Annotated in this window: 16 protein-coding genes, 1 tRNA gene, 2 rRNA genes and 1 riboswitch; of the genes, 10 read left to right on the forward strand and 9 right to left on the reverse strand. The window is 57.4% G+C overall.

The genetic code is table 11. The features are described from left to right. Positions 1-25 precede the first annotated feature (25 nt). Positions 26-352 carry a hypothetical protein gene (locus HTT03_RS00845; protein ID WP_174857987.1) on the reverse strand — a complete coding sequence of 109 codons (327 nt, stop codon included), beginning with the start codon at positions 350-352 and terminating at the stop codon, positions 26-28. Positions 353-1,141: 789 nt separating this feature from the next. Between HTT03_RS00845 and HTT03_RS00850 the strand changes: the two genes are divergently transcribed. The 5 genes from HTT03_RS00850 to nrdF all read left to right on the forward strand — a co-directional run bounded on the left by HTT03_RS00850 (position 1,142) and on the right by nrdF (position 5,784). Further along, a complete protein-coding gene (locus tag HTT03_RS00850; RefSeq protein WP_174857988.1) occupies positions 1,142-1,546 on the forward strand; it encodes a DoxX family protein in 405 nt (134 codons plus the stop codon). Positions 1,547-1,725: 179 nt separating this feature from the next. Continuing rightward, a riboswitch (cobalamin riboswitch) is annotated at positions 1,726-1,917 on the forward strand. 105 nt (positions 1,918-2,022) lie between these two features. Further along, positions 2,023-2,244, forward strand: a complete 222-nt coding sequence (gene nrdH / locus HTT03_RS00855) for a glutaredoxin-like protein NrdH (RefSeq protein WP_174857989.1) — start codon at positions 2,023-2,025, stop codon at positions 2,242-2,244. Positions 2,245-2,258: 14 nt separating this feature from the next. Next, positions 2,259-2,684: a class Ib ribonucleoside-diphosphate reductase assembly flavoprotein NrdI gene (nrdI, locus tag HTT03_RS00860; protein ID WP_174857990.1), complete on the forward strand. Its 426-nt coding sequence runs from the start codon at positions 2,259-2,261 to the stop codon at positions 2,682-2,684. Then, entirely contained in the window at positions 2,666-4,798 is a 2,133-nt protein-coding gene (gene nrdE / locus HTT03_RS00865; RefSeq protein WP_174857991.1) for a class 1b ribonucleoside-diphosphate reductase subunit alpha, read from the forward strand. Before nrdI ends, nrdE begins: the two co-directional genes overlap by 19 nt. Positions 4,799-4,806: 8 nt before the next feature. Next, complete coding sequence (nrdF, locus tag HTT03_RS00870) at positions 4,807-5,784, forward strand: class 1b ribonucleoside-diphosphate reductase subunit beta (protein WP_174857992.1); 978 nt, start codon at positions 4,807-4,809, stop codon at positions 5,782-5,784. A gap of 59 nt (positions 5,785-5,843) precedes the next feature. On the opposite strand, the gene HTT03_RS00875 is transcribed toward nrdF, so the two are convergent. Genes HTT03_RS00875 through HTT03_RS00885 form a run of 3 tightly spaced genes read right to left on the reverse strand, consistent with a single transcriptional unit; the run spans position 5,844 to position 8,391 of the window. Next, the gene (locus HTT03_RS00875; RefSeq protein WP_174857993.1) at positions 5,844-6,620 is read right to left on the reverse strand and encodes a MetQ/NlpA family ABC transporter substrate-binding protein; all 777 of its coding nucleotides are present in this window, start codon (positions 6,618-6,620) and stop codon (positions 5,844-5,846) included. 45 nt (positions 6,621-6,665) lie between these two features. Further along, positions 6,666-7,340, reverse strand: coding sequence for a methionine ABC transporter permease (locus HTT03_RS00880; protein ID WP_174857994.1), 675 nt, complete (start codon positions 7,338-7,340; stop codon positions 6,666-6,668). Then, positions 7,330-8,391 (reverse strand): methionine ABC transporter ATP-binding protein, encoded by a 1,062-nt coding sequence (locus HTT03_RS00885; protein ID WP_174857995.1) that lies wholly within the window; start codon positions 8,389-8,391, stop codon positions 7,330-7,332. The genes HTT03_RS00880 and HTT03_RS00885 overlap by 11 nt, the downstream gene beginning before the upstream one ends. Before the next feature lie 958 nt (positions 8,392-9,349). On the opposite strand from HTT03_RS00885, the gene HTT03_RS00890 reads away from it, so the two are divergent. The 3 genes from HTT03_RS00890 (at position 9,350) to HTT03_RS18615 (ending at position 11,475) form a co-directional block, all read left to right on the forward strand. Then, entirely contained in the window at positions 9,350-10,648 is a 1,299-nt protein-coding gene (locus tag HTT03_RS00890) for an ATPase domain-containing protein (protein ID WP_246253313.1), read from the forward strand. Then, complete coding sequence (locus HTT03_RS18610; RefSeq protein ID WP_174857996.1) at positions 10,645-10,917, forward strand: hypothetical protein; 273 nt, start codon at positions 10,645-10,647, stop codon at positions 10,915-10,917. The genes HTT03_RS00890 and HTT03_RS18610 overlap by 4 nt, the downstream gene beginning before the upstream one ends. Positions 10,918-10,995: 78 nt before the next feature. Continuing rightward, the gene (locus tag HTT03_RS18615) at positions 10,996-11,475 is read left to right on the forward strand and encodes a PAS domain-containing protein (protein ID WP_246253314.1); all 480 of its coding nucleotides are present in this window, start codon (positions 10,996-10,998) and stop codon (positions 11,473-11,475) included. 9 nt (positions 11,476-11,484) lie between these two features. Here the strand turns inward: HTT03_RS18615 and HTT03_RS00905 are convergent, their stop codons facing one another. After that, positions 11,485-12,579 carry a DUF2793 domain-containing protein gene (locus HTT03_RS00905; protein WP_174857998.1) on the reverse strand — a complete coding sequence of 365 codons (1,095 nt, stop codon included), beginning with the start codon at positions 12,577-12,579 and terminating at the stop codon, positions 11,485-11,487. A 188-nt stretch (positions 12,580-12,767) separates the two neighbouring features. On the opposite strand from HTT03_RS00905, the gene HTT03_RS00910 reads away from it, so the two are divergent. Next, a tRNA-Pro gene (locus HTT03_RS00910) sits at positions 12,768-12,844 on the forward strand. A 7-nt stretch (positions 12,845-12,851) separates the two neighbouring features. Here HTT03_RS00910 and HTT03_RS00915 read toward each other — a convergent pair. The 3 genes from HTT03_RS00915 to rrf all read right to left on the reverse strand — a co-directional run bounded on the left by HTT03_RS00915 (position 12,852) and on the right by rrf (position 14,734). Continuing rightward, positions 12,852-13,250: a response regulator gene (locus tag HTT03_RS00915; protein WP_246253315.1), complete on the reverse strand. Its 399-nt coding sequence runs from the start codon at positions 13,248-13,250 to the stop codon at positions 12,852-12,854. A 26-nt stretch (positions 13,251-13,276) separates the two neighbouring features. After that, positions 13,277-14,446 (reverse strand): ATP-binding protein, encoded by a 1,170-nt coding sequence (locus HTT03_RS00920; protein ID WP_174858000.1) that lies wholly within the window; start codon positions 14,444-14,446, stop codon positions 13,277-13,279. A 173-nt stretch (positions 14,447-14,619) separates the two neighbouring features. After that, positions 14,620-14,734, reverse strand: a 5S ribosomal RNA gene (rrf, locus tag HTT03_RS00925). On the opposite strand from rrf, the gene HTT03_RS00930 reads away from it, so the two are divergent. Beyond that, positions 14,723-14,863 (forward strand): hypothetical protein, encoded by a 141-nt coding sequence (locus HTT03_RS00930; protein WP_174858001.1) that lies wholly within the window; start codon positions 14,723-14,725, stop codon positions 14,861-14,863. The genes rrf and HTT03_RS00930 overlap by 12 nt on opposite strands. Before the next feature lie 50 nt (positions 14,864-14,913). Here the strand turns inward: HTT03_RS00930 and HTT03_RS00935 are convergent. Next, positions 14,914-17,581: ribosomal RNA gene (locus tag HTT03_RS00935) — 23S ribosomal RNA — on the reverse strand; the annotation flags it as partial.

A 17,581-nucleotide genomic window follows, 5' to 3' on the forward strand; every position in this document is an offset into this window, starting at 1 on the left:
TCACCTCCCCCTGCAAAAAGGCGCATTATTTGAAAGTGAAGGTGCCTACGGTGCAGACGTCGACATCCTCTTCATGCACGGTATCGCCATCCTCGAACACCGCGAGGAAATCAAAGATACAATGGCCGGAACCGTCGTCGAAGTTGACCTCAACCGCTTCCCCATGCGGCAATGCGAATTCGCCAAGGATATCTTCTTCCCAGTCTGTCGTTCCGTTATTCGACCCATAGAACTCCTCTATGGTGTAACCGGACTGGTTCACGATGGTGACTTTAAGGTCAGCGGCAAACAAGGGGGACGCAACAAGTTGCGTTAAGCCGAGCAAGAGCCCGGTAATTGCGATGTTTTTCACGAATAATCTCCAAAAAAATTTCAGCGGGCTGCGCAGATAAGGCAGACCCGACGCGCAATCGGTGTGGCTCTTCCGTCCACTGACCTTTGCACGCTGCAACCATGGGTTACGCCCGCGCGTCTGTCTAGTGTTGGCAGAAGAACCGGGTTTTATTAAGGATTACAGGAGGCTCACCTACACGCGACTGCGAATAGCCATGGGCGCCATGCGCGGTATGCTTGGCCCTATGGCTCTGTCATCCGGTCGGCCCCATTGGGGTCACTCAGCCGCAGCGGCTGCAATTGCATCCGCCGCACGCAGCGGCAGTGCTGCGATGGTGCGGCTGGGGTTTGCGGTGGCGGATGTCGGGAAAGTTCTCGCCCCCAAAAGGAACAGGTCGTTGTGGTCACGGCTGCGCAGTTCTGAATGACTGACAGGGTGCTATGCCTTCGACCCCGAACACTCGATGCCGGTTACGTGGCCAGCGCCCAGAAGGTCGTGTGAATGGTTAATCTCTGTTGCCCCAAGCGCTGCGGATACCACTTCATGCGCCGCTTGTGCCGCATGTGCGCGTGGCACCATTTTTCGGCTGTCGCAGGCACCCCGGCGGGTTAAGCCTTTGCCTCAGGCGCGGAGCCTTTATTGCGGTCAGTGCAATAGTGAATGCCAAATTATCTCCGTTTCGCAGGTACAGGTCCGTCCCTATGTTGGCCTGTGATGTCGGGACATCGGCAACCCGAAGCCGATGCAGTTCCGATCCCCGCCGTTTTCACATATGCCCGCAGTTCGACACACAACAAGGAGATCAAGATGAACGCCCAAGACCTTGAAACCATCTGGGGGCCGCGTATGCGCAGCGTCCTACGTATCGCCGCCGGGTTGACCTTTCTGTGCTATGGCTCGGAAAAGATCCTTGGCTTTCCCGCTGGCCGCACGCCTGAGATCCTTTCCATGTCTTGGAACGCGGGCTTGATCGAATTGGTCACCGGGGCGTTGATCGCTTTGGGGCTGTTCACCCGTCCTGCCGCTTTTCTTGCGTCAGGCACCATGGCGGTCGCCTATTTCATTGCTCATGCGCCGCGCAGTTTCTTTCCTTCCATCAATGACGGGGCCGGGGCGATCTTGTTCTGTTTTGTGTTCCTGTATCTGGTATTCGCAGGCCCCGGACCGTGGAGCGTTGATGCGATCCGTCGTCGCAATAGCACCAAGGTTTGACACCTATATACGGATGCTGCGGCTTGCCCCGCGCCCGTAGCTGATACCAAAAGATAAGGCCAGCGCTGTCCGGTTAAACGGGGCGCTGGTCTCGAACTAACTGCTAATTTCGTGCCGCCCTATGCGTGACACGGAAGATTCCCAAATATCTATATATTGACAGAAGAGCGCGAATGCACTCTACATGATGTTGCTTTGGTGTCTGTGATTTGCGTCGCAGACGAATAGGGAAGCCGGTGAAAATCCGGCGCTGCCCCCGCAACTGTGAGCGGCAAGCCGAGGCCCGGAACCACTGGTGCAACTGCACTGGGAAGGCGGGCTAAGGCGTTTGAGCCGTGAGTCAGGAGACCTGCCTGAGCGCCAAAACGACGACCGTGGGCGGAGGGCCCCGGGCGCGTGATGCCCGGTGCGATCTCGCGTGCCGTTGTGTTTCGTGTCCCGGTCCTGACGTCTGCCAGAACACTGGGAAGAACCACATGACCATCACCGTTTACTCCAAACCGGCCTGCGTTCAATGCACTGCGACTGTCCGAGCGCTTGACGCGCGTGGGCTGGCCTATGACCTCGTCGATTTGACCCAAGATGCCGCTGCAATGGACCGGGTCCAGGCATTAGGTTATCGCCAAGCGCCCGTGGTGGTGTCTGGTGACGACCATTGGGCCGGGTTTCGCCCCGATATGATCAACCGCCTGTCCTGAGCGGGACCCGACAGATGCAGCTTGTCTATTTCTCTGGCGGGTCGGGCAATACCGCGCGCATGATTGCCCGGCTTGGTCTGCCAGCCACCAGGCTGCCGCTGCGCGCCAGCGCGCCGCCGGTGGAGGTGACCTCCCCCTTCGTTCTGATCTGCCCGACCTATGCCGACGGCAGCGGGCGTCATGCCGTGCCGAAACCGGTGATCCGCTTTCTTAACAACCCTGCTGCGCGGGCTTTGCTGCGGGGGGTGATTGCAAGCGGCAACCGAAACTTCGGCCCGACATTTGCCCGCGCGGGCGATGTCATCTCCGCGAAATGCGGGGTGCCTGTGCTTTACCGCTTCGAACTGGCGGGCACCGACACCGACCTCACCCGCATCCGTTCTGGCCTTGCCCGATTTGCCGCCTTTGAAAAGGAAACCTCATGCTTGATGCAAGCGTAACCACCGATCTCGACTACCACGCGTTAAACGCGATGCTGAACCTCTATGACGATACCGGGCGTATCCAATTTGAGGCCGACCGCATGGCCGCGCGGCAGTATTTTCTGCAGCATGTGAACCGCAACACGGTCTTCTTCCATTCGCTGGAGGAAAAGCTGCGCTACCTCGTTGATGAAGGCTATTATGAGCCACAGGTGCTCGCGCAATACGACCGCAAAGACCTCCATGCCATTTGGGAAGCCGCTTTCGCATTGAAGTTCCGTTTCCCGAGCTTTCTGGGCGCGTTCAAATACTACACCTCCTATACGCTCAAGACTCGTGACGGGCAGCGGTATCTGGAGCGTTATGAGGACAGGGTCGTGATGAACGCCCTGACCTTGGCGCGGGGCGATGCGGATTTGGCCATGCGCCTGATGCGCGAGATTATCGAAGGGCGGTTCCAGCCTGCAACGCCCACCTTTCTGAACGCGGGTAAAAAGGCGCGTGGAGAGTTCGTCTCCTGCTTCTTGCTGCGGCTCGAAGACAATATGGAAAGCATCGGGCGCGGCATCAATTCGGCTTTGCAATTGTCAAAGCGCGGCGGCGGGGTGGCCTTGATGCTCACCAACATCCGCGAACATGGTGCGCCAATCAAGGGGATCGAGAACCAGTCCTCCGGCGTGATCCCAGTGATGAAGCTGCTGGAAGATTCCTTTAGCTACGCCAATCAACTGGGCGCGCGGCAGGGCGCGGGGGCGGTCTATCTCAACGCGCATCACCCCGATATCCTGCGCTTTCTCGACACCAAACGCGAAAACGCGGACGAGAAAATCCGGATCAAGACGCTTTCGCTGGGTGTCGTCATTCCCGATGTGACCTTTGAATTGGCCAAGAAGAACGAGGATATGTATCTGTTCTCGCCCCATGACGTGGAAAAGGTCTATGGCTGTGCGTTTTCCGACATCTCCGTGACCGAAAAATACGCCGAGATGGTCGATGATCCGCGCATCCGCAAAGCCAAAATCAACGCCCGCGCCTTTTTCCAGACCTTGGCCGAGATCCAGTTCGAAAGCGGCTACCCCTATATCATGTTCGAGGACACGGTGAACGCGGCCAACCCGATCGCCGGGCGCATCGCCATGTCCAATCTCTGTTCTGAGATTTTGCAGGTGAACGAGGCGTCGCAGTTCAACGACGATCTGAGCTACGCGCAAATGGGGACTGATATCTCCTGCAACCTCGGCAGCATGAACATCGCCCGCAGCATGGACGGCGGCGATCTTGGCGCGACGGTCAACACCGCGATCCGCGCGCTGAATGCTGTCTCCGAGATGTCTTCGATTGAAAGCGTGCCGTCGATCCGCAAGGGCAACGACGAAGGCCATGCCATTGGCTTGGGGCAGATGAACCTGCACGGCTATCTTGCCCGCGAGCACATCCACTACGGCAGTGCCGAAGGCATCGACTTTACCAATATCTACTTCTGCACAGTCCTGTTCCACGCCCTCACCGCCTCCAACGCGCTGGCGCGGGAACGCGGCCAGACGTTCAAGGGCTTTGCGGCATCAACCTACGCGGACGGCAGTTTCTTTGAAAAATATGTCACGCGGGATTGGCAGCCCGAAACGGCGCGGGTGCAAGAATTGTTCGCCCAAGCGGGCATCGATGTGCCAAGCCGGGATGACTGGGCGGCGTTGCGGGCCGCGGTGATGCAGGACGGGTTGTATAACCGCAACCTTCAGGCCGTGCCGCCCACCGGGTCGATCAGCTATATCAACTACGCCACGTCTTCGATCCATCCGATCACGTCCAAGATCGAAATTCGCAAGGAGGGCAAGATTGGCCGCGTCTATTACCCAGCACCCTACATGACCAATGACAATCTTGAGTTCTATCGGGATGCCTATGAAATTGGCCCAGAAGCGATCATCGACACCTATGCGGCGGCCACGCAGCACGTGGACCAAGGCCTGTCGCTGACGCTGTTCTTCCCCGCTGATGCCAGCACCCGCGACATCAACCGCGCCCAAATCTACGCGTGGAGAAAGGGCATCAAGACCATCTATTACATCCGCCTGCGCCAAGACGCCCTTTCGGGGACCGAAGTGCAGGGCTGCGTTTCCTGTTCGCTTTGAGGTTTCCTATGAAAGATTTCATCTGCCCCCGCCCTGTCCCGCGCGCCGTAAACTGGAACCGCATTGAGGACGACATTGACCTCGACGTCTGGAACCGTCTGACGGTGAACTTCTGGCTGCCCGAGAAGGTGCCGCTGTCCAATGACGTGCAAAGCTGGTCGCAGCTCACCGACGAAGAGCGGCAATTGACCATCCGCGTCTTCACCGGGCTGACCCTGCTCGACACAATCCAAAACGGGATCGGTGCCCCTGCTCTGATGCCCGACGCGATCACACCGCATGAGGAAGCGGTGTTGAGCAATATCGCCTTTATGGAGGCGGTCCATGCGCGGAGCTATTCTTCTGTCTTCTCGACCCTATGTTCAACATCCGAGGTCGAAGAGGCGTTCCGCTGGTCGGCTGAAAATGAGCATCTACAGGCCAAGTCCCGGCTGATCCTAGATGAATACGACAGCCCCGCCACCCCTTTGAAAAAGAAGATTGCCAGCGTTTTTCTGGAAAGCTTTCTGTTCTATTCAGGCTTCTATCTGCCGATGCATTGGTCCAGCCGCGCACGGCTGACCAATACCGCCGACCTGATCCGCCTGATCATCCGCGATGAGGCGATCCACGGCTATTACATCGGCTACAAGTTCCAGCGCGGCTATGAACGCCTGCCGGAAGCGGAACGTGCAGAACTGAAAGAATTCGCCTTCTCCCTGCTCTTTGACCTTTACGACATCGAGGCGCGCTATGCCGAGCAGCTCTATGACGGCTTGGGGCTTACCGAGGATGTGAAGAGCTTTCTGCATTACAACGCCAACAAGGCGCTGCAGAATCTTGGGTTTGAAGCGCTTTTCCCGGATGACGCCTGCAAGGTGAACCCTGCGATCATGGCCGCCCTCTCGCCAAACTCTGACGAGAACCACGATTTCTTTTCGGGTTCGGGGTCGTCCTATGTCATTGGCAAAGCCGTGGCGACAGAAGACGAAGACTGGGATTTTTGATCCCAGCATAGGGGGTCAGCCCAGACCCGCCAATGATATGGCGGGTCTGGGCGATGTGCTTACCAAGAGGTGATAACGGTGCCTTGGTAGCTCTCGTCGATAAAGGTTTTCACTTCGTCGGAGTGATAGGCTTTCAGCAATGTCTCGACCCAAGGGGCCTCTTCGTCCCCTTCAAGCACAACGATCACGTTCACATAGGGGTTTTCGGCGCTTTCCATCGCGATGGAATCCTCTTTCGGGTTCAACCCTGAGGCAATCGCGTAGTTGGTGTTGATCAGCGCGGCGGTGAGGTCCGCGAGCGAGCGCGGCAATTGCGCGGCGTCCAACTCCTTGAACCACAGGTCTTTCGGGTTCTCGGTGATATCCAGCACGGTCGGGGTCAGCCCGGCGGCGGGGTCGACCTTGATCAGGCCAAGCTCTTGCAACACCAGCAGCGCCCGGCCGCCATTGGTCGGGTCATTCGGGATGCCAAAGGTGGCGCCTTCCTCCAGCGCGGCAATGTCGTCGACCTTGTCAGAATAGACGCCCATCGGGGTGGTGATCGTATTGCCAACCACGGTCAGCGCGAAACCACGGTCTTTCATCTGCGCCTCCAAATAAGGCACGTGCTGAAAGGAGTTCGCCTGAATGTCGCCATCGGCCAGCGCTTGGTTTGGCACGACGTAGTCAGAAAATTCGATCACATCGATCTCCAGCCCCATGGGTTCGGCCACGCGGGCGACTTCTTCCATGATCTCGGCATGTTCCCCCGGCGAGACGCCAACTTTGATTTCTTCAGCCATAAGGCCTGTGGCCATAAGAGCGAGGACAGAGGTGAGGGTTGTCAGACGTAGCATTCTATTCTCCTTGGAATGCGGGAGCGGGTGTGAGGGATGTAGGGCTTATTGCCCGCCGCTTTTAGGGGCGCGTTTGTCCACGGCGGCGGCGATGCGCTCACCGATGGACTGCACGAGCTGCACTAAAACGATCAGGATGACCACCACGATCGCCATGACATCGGGCATGAAACGCTGGTAACCGTAGCGGATGCCCAGATCACCCAGCCCTTCGCCGCCCACGGCCCCGACCATGGCGGAATAGCCGATCAGGCTGACGATGGCGAGCGTGAGGCCCAATGTGATACCGGGCATGGCTTCGGGCAGCAGCACCTTTGTGATAATCTGGATCGGCGTGGCCCCCATGGCGCGGGCCGCCTCGATCAGACCTGAATCCACCTCGCGGATCGCGTTTTCTACAAGCCGTGCGATGAAAGGGACCGTTGCAATGGTCAACGGCACGATAGCGGCGGTGGTCCCGATGGAGGTGCCCGCGATCATGCGGGTGAAGGGGATGATCGCCACCACAAGTATGATGAATGGCACCGAGCGTGTGGCGTTGACCACCAGCCCCAGCACCTTGTTCACCCATGGCGCCGACAGCAGTTCGCCGCGCTGCGACGTGGCAAGGAAAAGCCCCAGCGGCAGGCCAAAGAGCGTGCCGAGAATGGCCGAGACCGCGACCATATAAAGCGTCTGCCCCGTCGCCTCGATCAGCAGATTGATGAGATTAGCCGACATAGCCCAGCACCTCCGTCAGTAGTCCGTGACGTTCAAGAAAGGCCCGCGCCTCGGCAGCCTGCGCGACGGGCATGGACACCAGCAAATTGCCGAAAGGTCGGGTGCCGATCTCCTCGACCGCGCCGGCAAGGATGTTGACCGGGATGCCCATTTCCTTGGTCAGACGGGCCAGCATCGGGTCGGTGGCATGAGCGCCTGCAAAGGTCACGCGGATCACCTCTTCACCGCCCTGCGGGGGCGGGTTCTGGGTCAGGCGGTCTTTGACGAAAGCAGGCAGCGTGACGCCGGTCACGCCGGACAGGAAAGAGCGGGTTGTGGCATGTTGCGGTGCGGTAAAGACGTCATAGGTGGCCCCATGTTCGACGATACGGCCCGCGTCAATCACCGCGACATGGCTGGCGATGTCGCGCACCACGGCCATCTCATGGGTGATGAGCAGGATCGTCAGCCCCAAATCGCGATTAATGTCTTTGAGCAGCGCCAGCACGGTCTGCGTGGTTTCCGGGTCCAGCGCCGAAGTCGCTTCGTCCGACAGCAGTACCTTTGGCCCTGTGGCGAGGGCGCGGGCGATGCCGATGCGCTGCTTTTGTCCGCCGGAAAGCTCAGCCGGATAACGGCCCGCCTGCGCCGTCAGACCCACCCGTTCGATCAGGTCGGCCACGCGCGGTTTAATCTGCGACGACGGCACCCCGGCAACTTCGAGCGGCAGGGCGATATTGCCCGCAACCGTGCGCGAAGACAGCAGATTGAAGTGTTGAAAGATCATCCCCACGTCGCGCCTGATAGCGCGCAGCTTCGCACCTTTGGCCGTGCCAACATCCTGCTCTGCGACCAGCACCTTGCCTGACGTGGGCCGCTCCAACCCATTGACCATGCGCAGCAATGTCGACTTCCCCGCGCCCGACCGCCCGATGATCCCGGTGATTGAGCCGGGTTCGACCGTAAGGGAAACTCCCTCAAGCGCATTGACGGTCACGCCGCCCGATTTGGTGAATGCCTTCCCCACCGCATCAAAGGCAATCGACGCGCCTTGGGTCTTGTTATCAGTCATTTCAGGTCCGGGCTGCCAAGGGATGTCATCGCGCTGTCGTAGATAGAAACAAGCCCGCTGTTGCAAGGGGGGTTAGCTGCATACCCGGCATGTCGGCAGGGTCTATGTTGACGGCATCAGAACGACCGCACGGGCACAACAAACCTCCGCCCCTGTTTTATCCTGCGCTTTTATGGGCGTGGACGCGAAACCCACCAAAAAGGGGAATTGCGCGAGTGCACCTGTCTTGACGGATCTCCACAATGGGTCATCATTCCGGATCCAAGCCCCCGATCGGGGTCGGGCTCATTCCCGCCCAACACATCACAAAGGCACGCAGCAATCGCTATAGAAATCACCTTCCCCCGACCCCGCGACAACGAGCCCTTCGCATGGGGCCTATCTGGGGCTGAGCCTGTCGAAATCTGGGAGAGATTTTCGCCAGCCTATGAGGCTCAGTTAGAAAGACTGGTTGTCACCCTGCGCGACCTTGGTTTTGCCCCCACAATCGGCGGCGCAGGTTCAGAAGATGGTGAATACGTCAGGGCCGAACACCGCAACAACAGCCGCATCGTGTTCTTCTACCACCTCGAAGACCCTGCGGATGCGAAGTTCGTCGCTTCTCTGAATGATACGTCCTTGCGCGATTGGATCGTTGAGACTTGGATAACCTCTAGCGAAGGCTAATTTTGACAAGGATCGGGGGAAACCGACCGCTGTTTCAGGTATGTGCCGCTTGGCAGCCTTCGGTTCGACAGAAGTGCACCAGATTTATCGCGAGGCGGCTTTGAATACAGCGCTTATTCTTTCACCAAACGAGCCCGCCCTCCCTCAGGTTTAAAGTGGACATACAGTATGAATGACATGAACACCGCAGACGTCACGCAGCGATTGTTGACCGGAACAGCGGGTCTGGACAATGTGTTGCAGGGTGGCCTGACACCGCACCGTCTCTATCTGGTCGAGGGCACGCCGGGAGATGACCGCCGCGGCACAGTCATACAACTGGACCCTCGACGACATTGCCCTGTTTGAAATGGTCCCAGAAGACGAATTCAGCTCTGAGCACGAACAATCCCTGCTGCACCCAAGCGAGATCGAGCTTGGTGAGACCGTGCGCGGCATCATTGAACTAGTGGAAAAAACCAACCCGGACCGGGTTGTGCTCGACAGCCTGTCAGAACTGCGGTTGCTGGCGCAAAACCCACTCCGCTATCGGCGGCAGATCCTTGCGCTGAAACATTTCTTTGCGCGGCGGAAATGCACTGTGCTGATGCTGGACGACCGCACAGCCGAGCCGGGAGATTTGCAACTCCATTCGATTGTGCATGGCGTCATCTCTCTTGAACATCTGGCAAACGACTTCGGCTCTGAACGCTGCCGCCTGCGGGTGATCAAAATGCGCGGGCTGAAGTATCTGGGCGGCTACCATGACTTCACCATCGAACGGGGCGGCATCTGTGTCTATCCGCGCCTGATCGCAGCCCAGCATCACCGCGACCACTCGACAGCCCCCGTCTCCACGGGGCTCAAGGAGTTGAACGCGCTTTTAGGCGAGGGCCTGTTCCCTGGCACCAATGCGCTGTTGTCGGGTCCGGCGGGCGTGGGCAAAACGACGACAGCGGTGCGCTGCATGATCGCGGCGCTCAAGCGCGAGCAGAACGCGGCATATTTTCTGTTCGATGAACGCCTCTCGACCCTGCTGATCCGGTCCAAAGCGCTTGGCATGGATCTGCAACCCTATATCGACGACGGATCGCTGCAGATCCGCCAAATTGACCCGGCGGAGTTGTCGCCCGGTCAGTTCGCCCATGCAGTGCGCGGCGCGGTAGAAGACGATGACGCCAACGTTGTGGTGATCGACAGCCTGAACGCCTATCTGCACGCAATGCCCAGCGACAACTATCTGGTGCTCCAGATGCACGAATTGCTGAGCTACCTTGCCCAACAGGGTGTGGTGTCGATCATGGTGCTTGGCCAACATGGGATTACCGGCGATCTGCGCTCGGATGTCGACATTAGCTATCTTGCAGACACTGTGCTGATGATGCGGTTTTTCGAAGCCAAAGGCGAAATTCGCAAATCAATCTCTGTTATCAAGACGCGCACGGCGGATCATGAGCGCAGCATTCGTGAGTTCAAGATCGACCACAACGGCATCACCATCGGCGAGCCGATCCGCAGTTTCTCTGCGATCTTGTCCGGCGCGCCAGTCTATAACGCATCTAAGGAGGATCTGATGCCACTTAGGACCGATGCGCGGGATGGTTCCAATTGACCGACCTGTCGTTACGCTCGGAAATTGAGGAAGAGGCACCGTCGGATATTCTCTCTTCTGTCGCCGTCTTGGCCCCACGCGGACGAGATGATGCGGTCGCGCGTCAGGTCTTGGCGAAAGACCAGATTGCGACAGCGACCGCTCCGTCGCTTTCTGCGCTGCCTGAACTCATCGCGCGCCAGATCGGCGCGGTGTTGATCACGGAAGAAGCGTTGAACGGTGCAGAGGCGGAGGAGTTGAAAGAGGCGCTCGACGCGCAGCCGTCTTAGTCAGACGTGCCTTTTATCGTGCTTGCAAACGGCACAACGCGCAACCGGAGTGAAACGGCAGCGAAGCGCATAGATGGGTTGAGCAACGCGGTGTTGCTGTCGCGCCCGCTCCACGCCGAGGAGCTGATCCGTGCCGTGCGCTCGGCGCTCACAGCGCGTAGCAGACAGCATCAGGCACGTCGGCAGTTGGAAGAGTTGCAACTGCGTGAGCGCCAGCTGTTCGAGAGCGAAGCAAAATTTCAGGCCATCGCCAATTCCGTAGATCAGATGATTTGGTCCACCCTGCCCGACGGGTATCCCGACTACTACAACGACCGCTGGTATGAGTTCACGGGCGTGCCCGAAGGCACTACGGATGGTGAAGCGTGGAACGGGATGTTCCACCCCGATGATCAAGAGCGGGCATGGCAGCGCTGGCGCGAGAGCCTTAGGACCGGAGAAAGCTACGAGATCGAATACCGCTTGCGCCACCGCTCAGGCGACTACCGCTGGGTGCTGGAATTTGAGCTATCGGTTGGGGGTTTCACTTCTGCCAAAACATTATCGACACTCTTCTAATGATCGGCTTCAAAACCACCTCCCCACCGCAGAAAGGCGAAAAGGCACCAAACCAATATCTCCACCGCCATAGCTATAAGCACGCAGCCGCCACCCGCCGCCATCATAGGGACAAACCGTCAGACCGCGTGCCAACTCATCCAACTGGGCCAGATTCGCCCCACCGATAGGAGTCGCGATTGAGGCTGTATGTGCTTGATCAAAGGGGCTTGTAAAGCTCGCCGGATACACATGATCTGCGTCTACATTAGGGGCCGAACTGTCGAAGTAGGCGAGCTGACTGCAAATCTGCGTGCCATCGGCAAAGCGCACATAATCACCATTCGCATTGCTTCCCCGCTCAATCACCGCACCGGTCGGCTGTCCCGCTGTTTGACTGACCGCGCCGATCAGATTGCCCGGCCCATACGCATAGTCTGCCCGCGCCAAACGCCCTGCGGTGATGTCCGTAGGGGCGGATTGCACCGCCGCGCCGCTCACATGGCCGCTGTTGGCGTCTACCACCAAAGCGTCGATCCACGCGCTGCCATCCATGCTGACCTTCAGGTGAAAATCTGTATCCCCGGTCAAGCCTAGCTCTGCATGTCCGGTCCATCCTGATTGATACAGCAACGAACCGGTGTCACCTTCCGCGGCCTTATTGATGGTAAGCCGATGCCCGGCGCCGCTATGGCTGAACAGCACCCCATCAGAGGCAACGGCCAAACGGTTCGTCATGTCCGCCGAGGCGCCGATCCCCACGCCCGTCAAATTATCAAGCTCTGGCGTCCAGACCTCCCACATTCCGTTCAGCCAGACCAAAATCCGCCCGCCCGTCGCGTCCCATCCGCGCCAGCCTTCCTGCGGCGCCAGAAACCGCCACGCGGGGGCGACCCATTGCGCAAGCATACCCGCCTTACCGGACCACGCCCCCGTTGGCGCGGCGCCAAGCGCGTGAACTTCCCCCGGATTTGGAACGGCAGGAGGTGTCTCGCTTTCCACGCCTGCCAGGACCAGTTGGGTCAGAGCATCCAGCATCTGGATCGCTTCATTATGGGTTACGTGTTTCTGCGCCTGTGATGGGGCAATCATCGGAAGGCCCAGATGGGCTGTCGTATCGGTCATGGCATCCTCATGAAAAACGAACTCGGCCCGGTGATATGCAACTGGAGCTAACAAGAAATATGCGCAGCGTTCTTTACCCGTCGTTAACCCACCGCGGGCAGAACCGCTGCGCGTACGAAAAAGCGCAGGCGTCGCACAACTCAGGAATTGCCAATTCCGCGTGGCTGCGCTATGCGCAGCACATCGGTCGGGCTGTAGCGCAGCCTGGTAGCGCACCTGCTTCGGGAGCAGGGGGTCGGAGGTTCGAATCCTCTCAGCCCGACCAAATCCTCTTATTTTGTCGTGCTCGTCGTTGGTCCCTGCTTAAGCATTTCCGCAATCGCAGATAGGTTTTCACGGCGCAGCGGCTTGTCCAAACAGTCCCGCACCACATCAAATTGCAGCGCACGCGCCCTGTCTTCGGGGTTCAACGACGTGGTCAGCATGATCACCACGCCATTCACAAAATCATCGCCCAGTTCCGCAACTGCATGTTCTAAAAACTCAAAACCATTCATTTGCGGCATGTTCACATCCAAGAGGATCACGTCCACCGGATCACGGTCCGCCAACCGGAGATATGCCAAAGCGTCTTGAGCCATTCGAAAACCGATCACCCGGTCAACAAGGTCAGACCGCTCTAGAATGCGGCGATAAAGCATCTGATCGACTTTTTCATCGTCAACGGTCATAACCGTTCCGATCCGCGGGGCATCCGTCATGATGAAAGCATCGGAAGATGCGCGATAAAAGTGGTGCCGGTTTTGCCATCGGATTTGACAGTCAGGCTCCCGTTATGGTTTTCGGCAACGCGGCGGCAAAGGGTCAAGCCGATGCCCGTCCCCGAATAATCTTCCCGCAAATTTAAGCGGCCAAACAGGTCAAATATCCGGTTTTGATCGGCTGGAGCGATGCCGATACCATTGTCCGCGACTGACAGCGCAAGCTCCCGTTTGCCCGCTCCGCGCTTAGCGTTTATATTCACGGTCGGCGGCACGCCGGGGCGGGAGAACTTAACGGCGTTGGCGATCAAATTTTGCAGCAAAGCCCGAAGCTGCATGGCGTTGCCCTGAACCATGGGCAGTTCATCGCGCACAATTCTCGCGCCCTGCTGCTCGATCGCGAATTTCAGATCATTCAAAACCTCGCTTAGCAACGCGTTAAGATCGACAGGCGCAAAGGTGATTTCCTGACCCAGCGTGCGTGAATAGGCCAGCACATCCTCAATCTGTTGCCCCATTCGCCCCAGCGTGCCTGCCGCTTCGCCAATCAACGCCCGCGCATCAGAAGAGAGCCGGTCTTGTTCATACGCCAATTCGTCCAGAATCATGCGCACCGTATTCGCTGGAGACAGCAAATCATGGGAGATTGAATAGGTGAATTCGCGCTGCTCGCGACGAAGCCGCTCGCTCGTCAGCATCGCAGCACGCAGTCGAATAAGGTCAGACACACAAGCGGCGAGCTTACCTGCGCGAAGGACCTCTTCCTCCGTCCAGCCTCGCGCTTCGGGCTGCATTAGGCACAGCCCCCCAACCACCGTGCCGCAAGGGGCTGCGATCGGCAGACCCAGATAGCCCAAGGGACCGCCTGCGCGAGCGTGGGTCGCCTTGATCAAAGGATGTTTGCGGGCATCAGGGACAACAACAGGCGCTTCGGTCAACGGCACCTGCTGGCAATAAGTCATTTCCATCGGAATCGACCGCGCTTCAGCCAGATCTCGCGGATGCCCCTTTTGGCTTTTGTAAAAAACCCGTTCTTTGGCTTGGTCGAGAACCGAAACATGGGCCATCGGCACGTTCAACAGATCACAGGCCAAGGCGCTGAGATTGTCGAACTCCGGTTCTGGTGGCGCGTCGAGCAATCCAAGGTCTTGGAGCGTGAATTGCATGAGCTGTGGTCCTGGTTTGCGTCAGTTCTCACGGCGCTCTTAGCACGATGACACTTAACAACTTGTTGCCAGCCTCCCCCCCCCCCAAACGCAAAACCGCCGCAGCTTTGTGGCTGCGGCGGTTTTGTTATTCGTCATCGTATTGAGAGATACTGTTATCAGGAACTTATTAGGTTTGGCGATGACCTACTCTCCCACGTCTTAAGACGCAGTACCATCGGCGCTACGGCACTTAACGGCTGGGTTCGGGATGGGACCAGGTGTTTTGCTCGCGCTATGATCACCAAACCAAATAAATTCCTGCAGCGCTTTGCTCTGCAGCAGCGGCGGCGGGAAGCGGGGTATCCGAAGGATGCCCGTTCCCGCTCCGTCTTCATGGAGCGCAAAGCGTTGTTTGTCCAAGTCATGTACGACTGATTGTATGTGTATGCTTTTGACCAGCTTAAGCAGTCTTGCTTCTACTGGATCAAATCAAGCCTATCGAGCAATTAGTACCAGTCAACTGAACGTATTACTACGCTTACATCTCTGGCCTATCGACGAGGTGGTCTACCTCGGCTCTCAGGGATACCTTGTTTTGAGGGGGGCTTCCCGCTTAGATGCCTTCAGCGGTTATCCTGTCCGATCATAGCTACCCAGCACTGCTATTGGCATAACAACTGGTCCACCAGTGGATCGTTCACCCCGGTCCTCTCGTACTAGGGGCAACTCCTCTCAAGTATCCTACACCCACGGAAGATAGGGACCGAACTGTCTCACGACGTTCTAAACCCAGCTCACGTACCTCTTTAAACGGCGAACAGCCGTACCCTTGGGACCTGCTCCAGCCCCAGGATGAGATGAGCCGACATCGAGGTGCCAAACACTGCCGTCGATATGGACTCTTGGGCAGTATCAGCCTGTTATCCCCGGCGTACCTTTTATCCGTTGAGCGATGGCCCTCCCACTTGGGACCACCGGATCACTATGGCCGTCTTTCGACTCTGCTCGACTTGTCAGTCTCGCAGTCAGGCTGGCTTCTGCCATTGCACTCAACGAGCGATTTCCGACCGCTCTGAGCCAACCTTCGCGCGCCTCCGTTACGATTTAGGAGGCGACCGCCCCAGTCAAACTACCCGCCACACAGGGTCCCGGAACCGGATAACGGTCCGCGGTTAGACATCAAGCAGAACAAGGGTGGTATCTCAAGGGAGGCTCCACCGAGACTGGCGTCTCGGTTTCAAAGCCCACCACCTATCCTGCACATGTTCGGCCTAATGCCAGTGTGAAGCTGTAGTAAAGGTGCACGGGGTCTTTCCGTCTAACCGCGGGTAACCGGCATCTTGACCGGTAATTCAATTTCGCTGAGTCTATGTTGGAGACAGCGGGGAAGTCGTTACGCCATTCGTGCAGGTCGGAACTTACCCGACAAGGAATTTCGCTACCTTAGGACCGTTATAGTTACGGCCGCCGTTTACCTGGGCTTCAATTCAGAGCTCTCACCCCTCCTTTTAACCTTCAGGCACCGGGCAGGCGTCAGACCCTATACGTCGTCTTACGACTTCGCAGAGCCCTGTGTTTTTAATAAACAGTCGCCACCCCCTGGTTTGTGCCCCCAGCCCCTAGTTGCCTAGGAACCGGGCCTCCTTCTCGCGAACTTACGGAGGTATTTTGCCGAGTTCCTTCAACATAGTTCTCTCAAGCGCCTTGGTATTCTCTACCTGTCCACCTGTGTCGGTTTAGGGTACGATCTAGCGATGGAGCTATTTCCAGGGACCTCTAAGCAGCCCATTCAATCCGATAAGGATGAACTACCTTTGAGATCCGTCACTTCCATCTGGCCCAGGAATATTAACCTGGTTCCCATCGACTACGCCTTTCGGCCTCGCCTTAGGGGTCGGCTTACCCTGCTCAGATTAGCTTTAAGCAGGAACCCTTGGACTTTCGGCGAGAGTGTCTCTCACACTCTTTGTCGCTACTCATGTCATCATTCTCACTAGTGATCTCTCCACCGGATCGCTCACGCGCCGGCTTCACAGAAAGCTCCGCGTGTCCAATACGTCCCGAAGGACGATAAGGACACATGGAACTATGTCACACTACGCTCTGCTACCATGCAATAAATGCATCCTAAGCTTCGGCTCATGGCTTGAGCCCCGTTACATCTTCGCCGCAAGACAACTTATTTAGACCAGTGAGCTGTTACGCTATCTTTAAAGGATGGCTGCTTCTAAGCCAACCTCCTGGTTGTTTTGGTCGTCTCACCTGCTTTCCCACTTAGCCATGAATTAGGGGCCTTAGCTGTAGGTTAGGGTTGTTTCCCTCTCCACGACGGACGTTAGCATTCGCCGTGTGTCTGCCGACTAGTACTCCTCGGTATTCGGAGTTTGGTTAGGATCAGTAAGCCTGTGGGGCCCCATTACCCATCCAGTGCTCTACCCCCGAGGGTATTCGGTCGACGCTCTACCTAAATAGATTTCGCAGAGAACCAGCTATCTCCGAGTTTGATTGGCCTTTCACCCCTAGGCACAGCTCATCCCGATCTTTTTCAACAGATGTGGGTTCGGTCCTCCAATAAGTGTTACCTTATCTTCAACCTGGCCATGCCTAGATCACTCGGTTTCGGGTCTGATCCCACGAACTCGACGCCCTATTAAGACTCGCTTTCGCTGCGCCTACACCTAACGGCTTAAGCTTGCTCGTGAGACCAAGTCGATGACCCATTATACAAAAGGTACGCTGTCACATCGCAAGGATGCTCCAACTGATTGTAGGCGTTCGGTTTCAGGTACTGTTTCACTCCCCTCGTCGGGGTGCTTTTCACCTTTCCCTCACGGTACTGGTTCACTATCGGTCAGTAAGGAGTACTTAGCCTTCGAAGGTGGTCCTCCGATCTTCAGACAGGATTTCACGTGTCCCGCCCTACTTAATACGTCCAATCATGCTTCTTATACGGGACTATCACCCACTTTGGTTGCGCATTCCAACGCATTCTAATCACACTCATGGCTCGGCTGGTCCCCGTTCGCTCGCCGCTACTAGGGGAGTATCATATTGATTTCCTTTCCTCCGGGTACTTAGATGTTTCAGTTCCCCGGGTTTGCCTTTTTAAGCCTATATATTCAGCCTAAAAATACCTGTTTTACCTCATTATTA

The organism is Sulfitobacter maritimus (genome assembly GCF_013346665.1).
GTDB classification, from domain to species: Bacteria; Pseudomonadota; Alphaproteobacteria; order Rhodobacterales; family Rhodobacteraceae; genus Sulfitobacter; species Sulfitobacter maritimus.

Bases quoted from the DNA above. Each gene is read 5' to 3' on its own strand.
- HTT03_RS00850 (WP_174857988.1), top strand. From the start codon at position 1,142: ATGAACGCCCAAGACCTTGAAACCATCTGGGGGCCGCGTATGCGCAGC.
- nrdH (WP_174857989.1), top strand. From the start codon at position 2,023: ATGACCATCACCGTTTACTCCAAACCGGCCTGCGTTCAATGCACTGCG.
- nrdI (WP_174857990.1), top strand. From the start codon at position 2,259: ATGCAGCTTGTCTATTTCTCTGGCGGGTCGGGCAATACCGCGCGCATG.
- nrdE (WP_174857991.1), top strand. From the start codon at position 2,666: ATGCTTGATGCAAGCGTAACCACCGATCTCGACTACCACGCGTTAAAC.
- nrdF (WP_174857992.1), top strand. From the start codon at position 4,807: ATGAAAGATTTCATCTGCCCCCGCCCTGTCCCGCGCGCCGTAAACTGG.
- HTT03_RS00875 (WP_174857993.1), bottom strand. From the start codon at position 6,620: ATGCTACGTCTGACAACCCTCACCTCTGTCCTCGCTCTTATGGCCACA.
- HTT03_RS00880 (WP_174857994.1), bottom strand. From the start codon at position 7,340: ATGTCGGCTAATCTCATCAATCTGCTGATCGAGGCGACGGGGCAGACG.
- HTT03_RS00885 (WP_174857995.1), bottom strand. From the start codon at position 8,391: ATGACTGATAACAAGACCCAAGGCGCGTCGATTGCCTTTGATGCGGTG.
- HTT03_RS00890 (WP_246253313.1), top strand. From the start codon at position 9,350: ATGACCGCCGCGGCACAGTCATACAACTGGACCCTCGACGACATTGCC.
- HTT03_RS00905 (WP_174857998.1), bottom strand. From the start codon at position 12,579: ATGACCGATACGACAGCCCATCTGGGCCTTCCGATGATTGCCCCATCA.
- HTT03_RS00915 (WP_246253315.1), bottom strand. From the start codon at position 13,250: ATGACCGTTGACGATGAAAAAGTCGATCAGATGCTTTATCGCCGCATT.
- HTT03_RS00920 (WP_174858000.1), bottom strand. From the start codon at position 14,446: ATGCAATTCACGCTCCAAGACCTTGGATTGCTCGACGCGCCACCAGAA.
- HTT03_RS00930 (WP_174858001.1), top strand. From the start codon at position 14,723: ATGATCACCAAACCAAATAAATTCCTGCAGCGCTTTGCTCTGCAGCAG.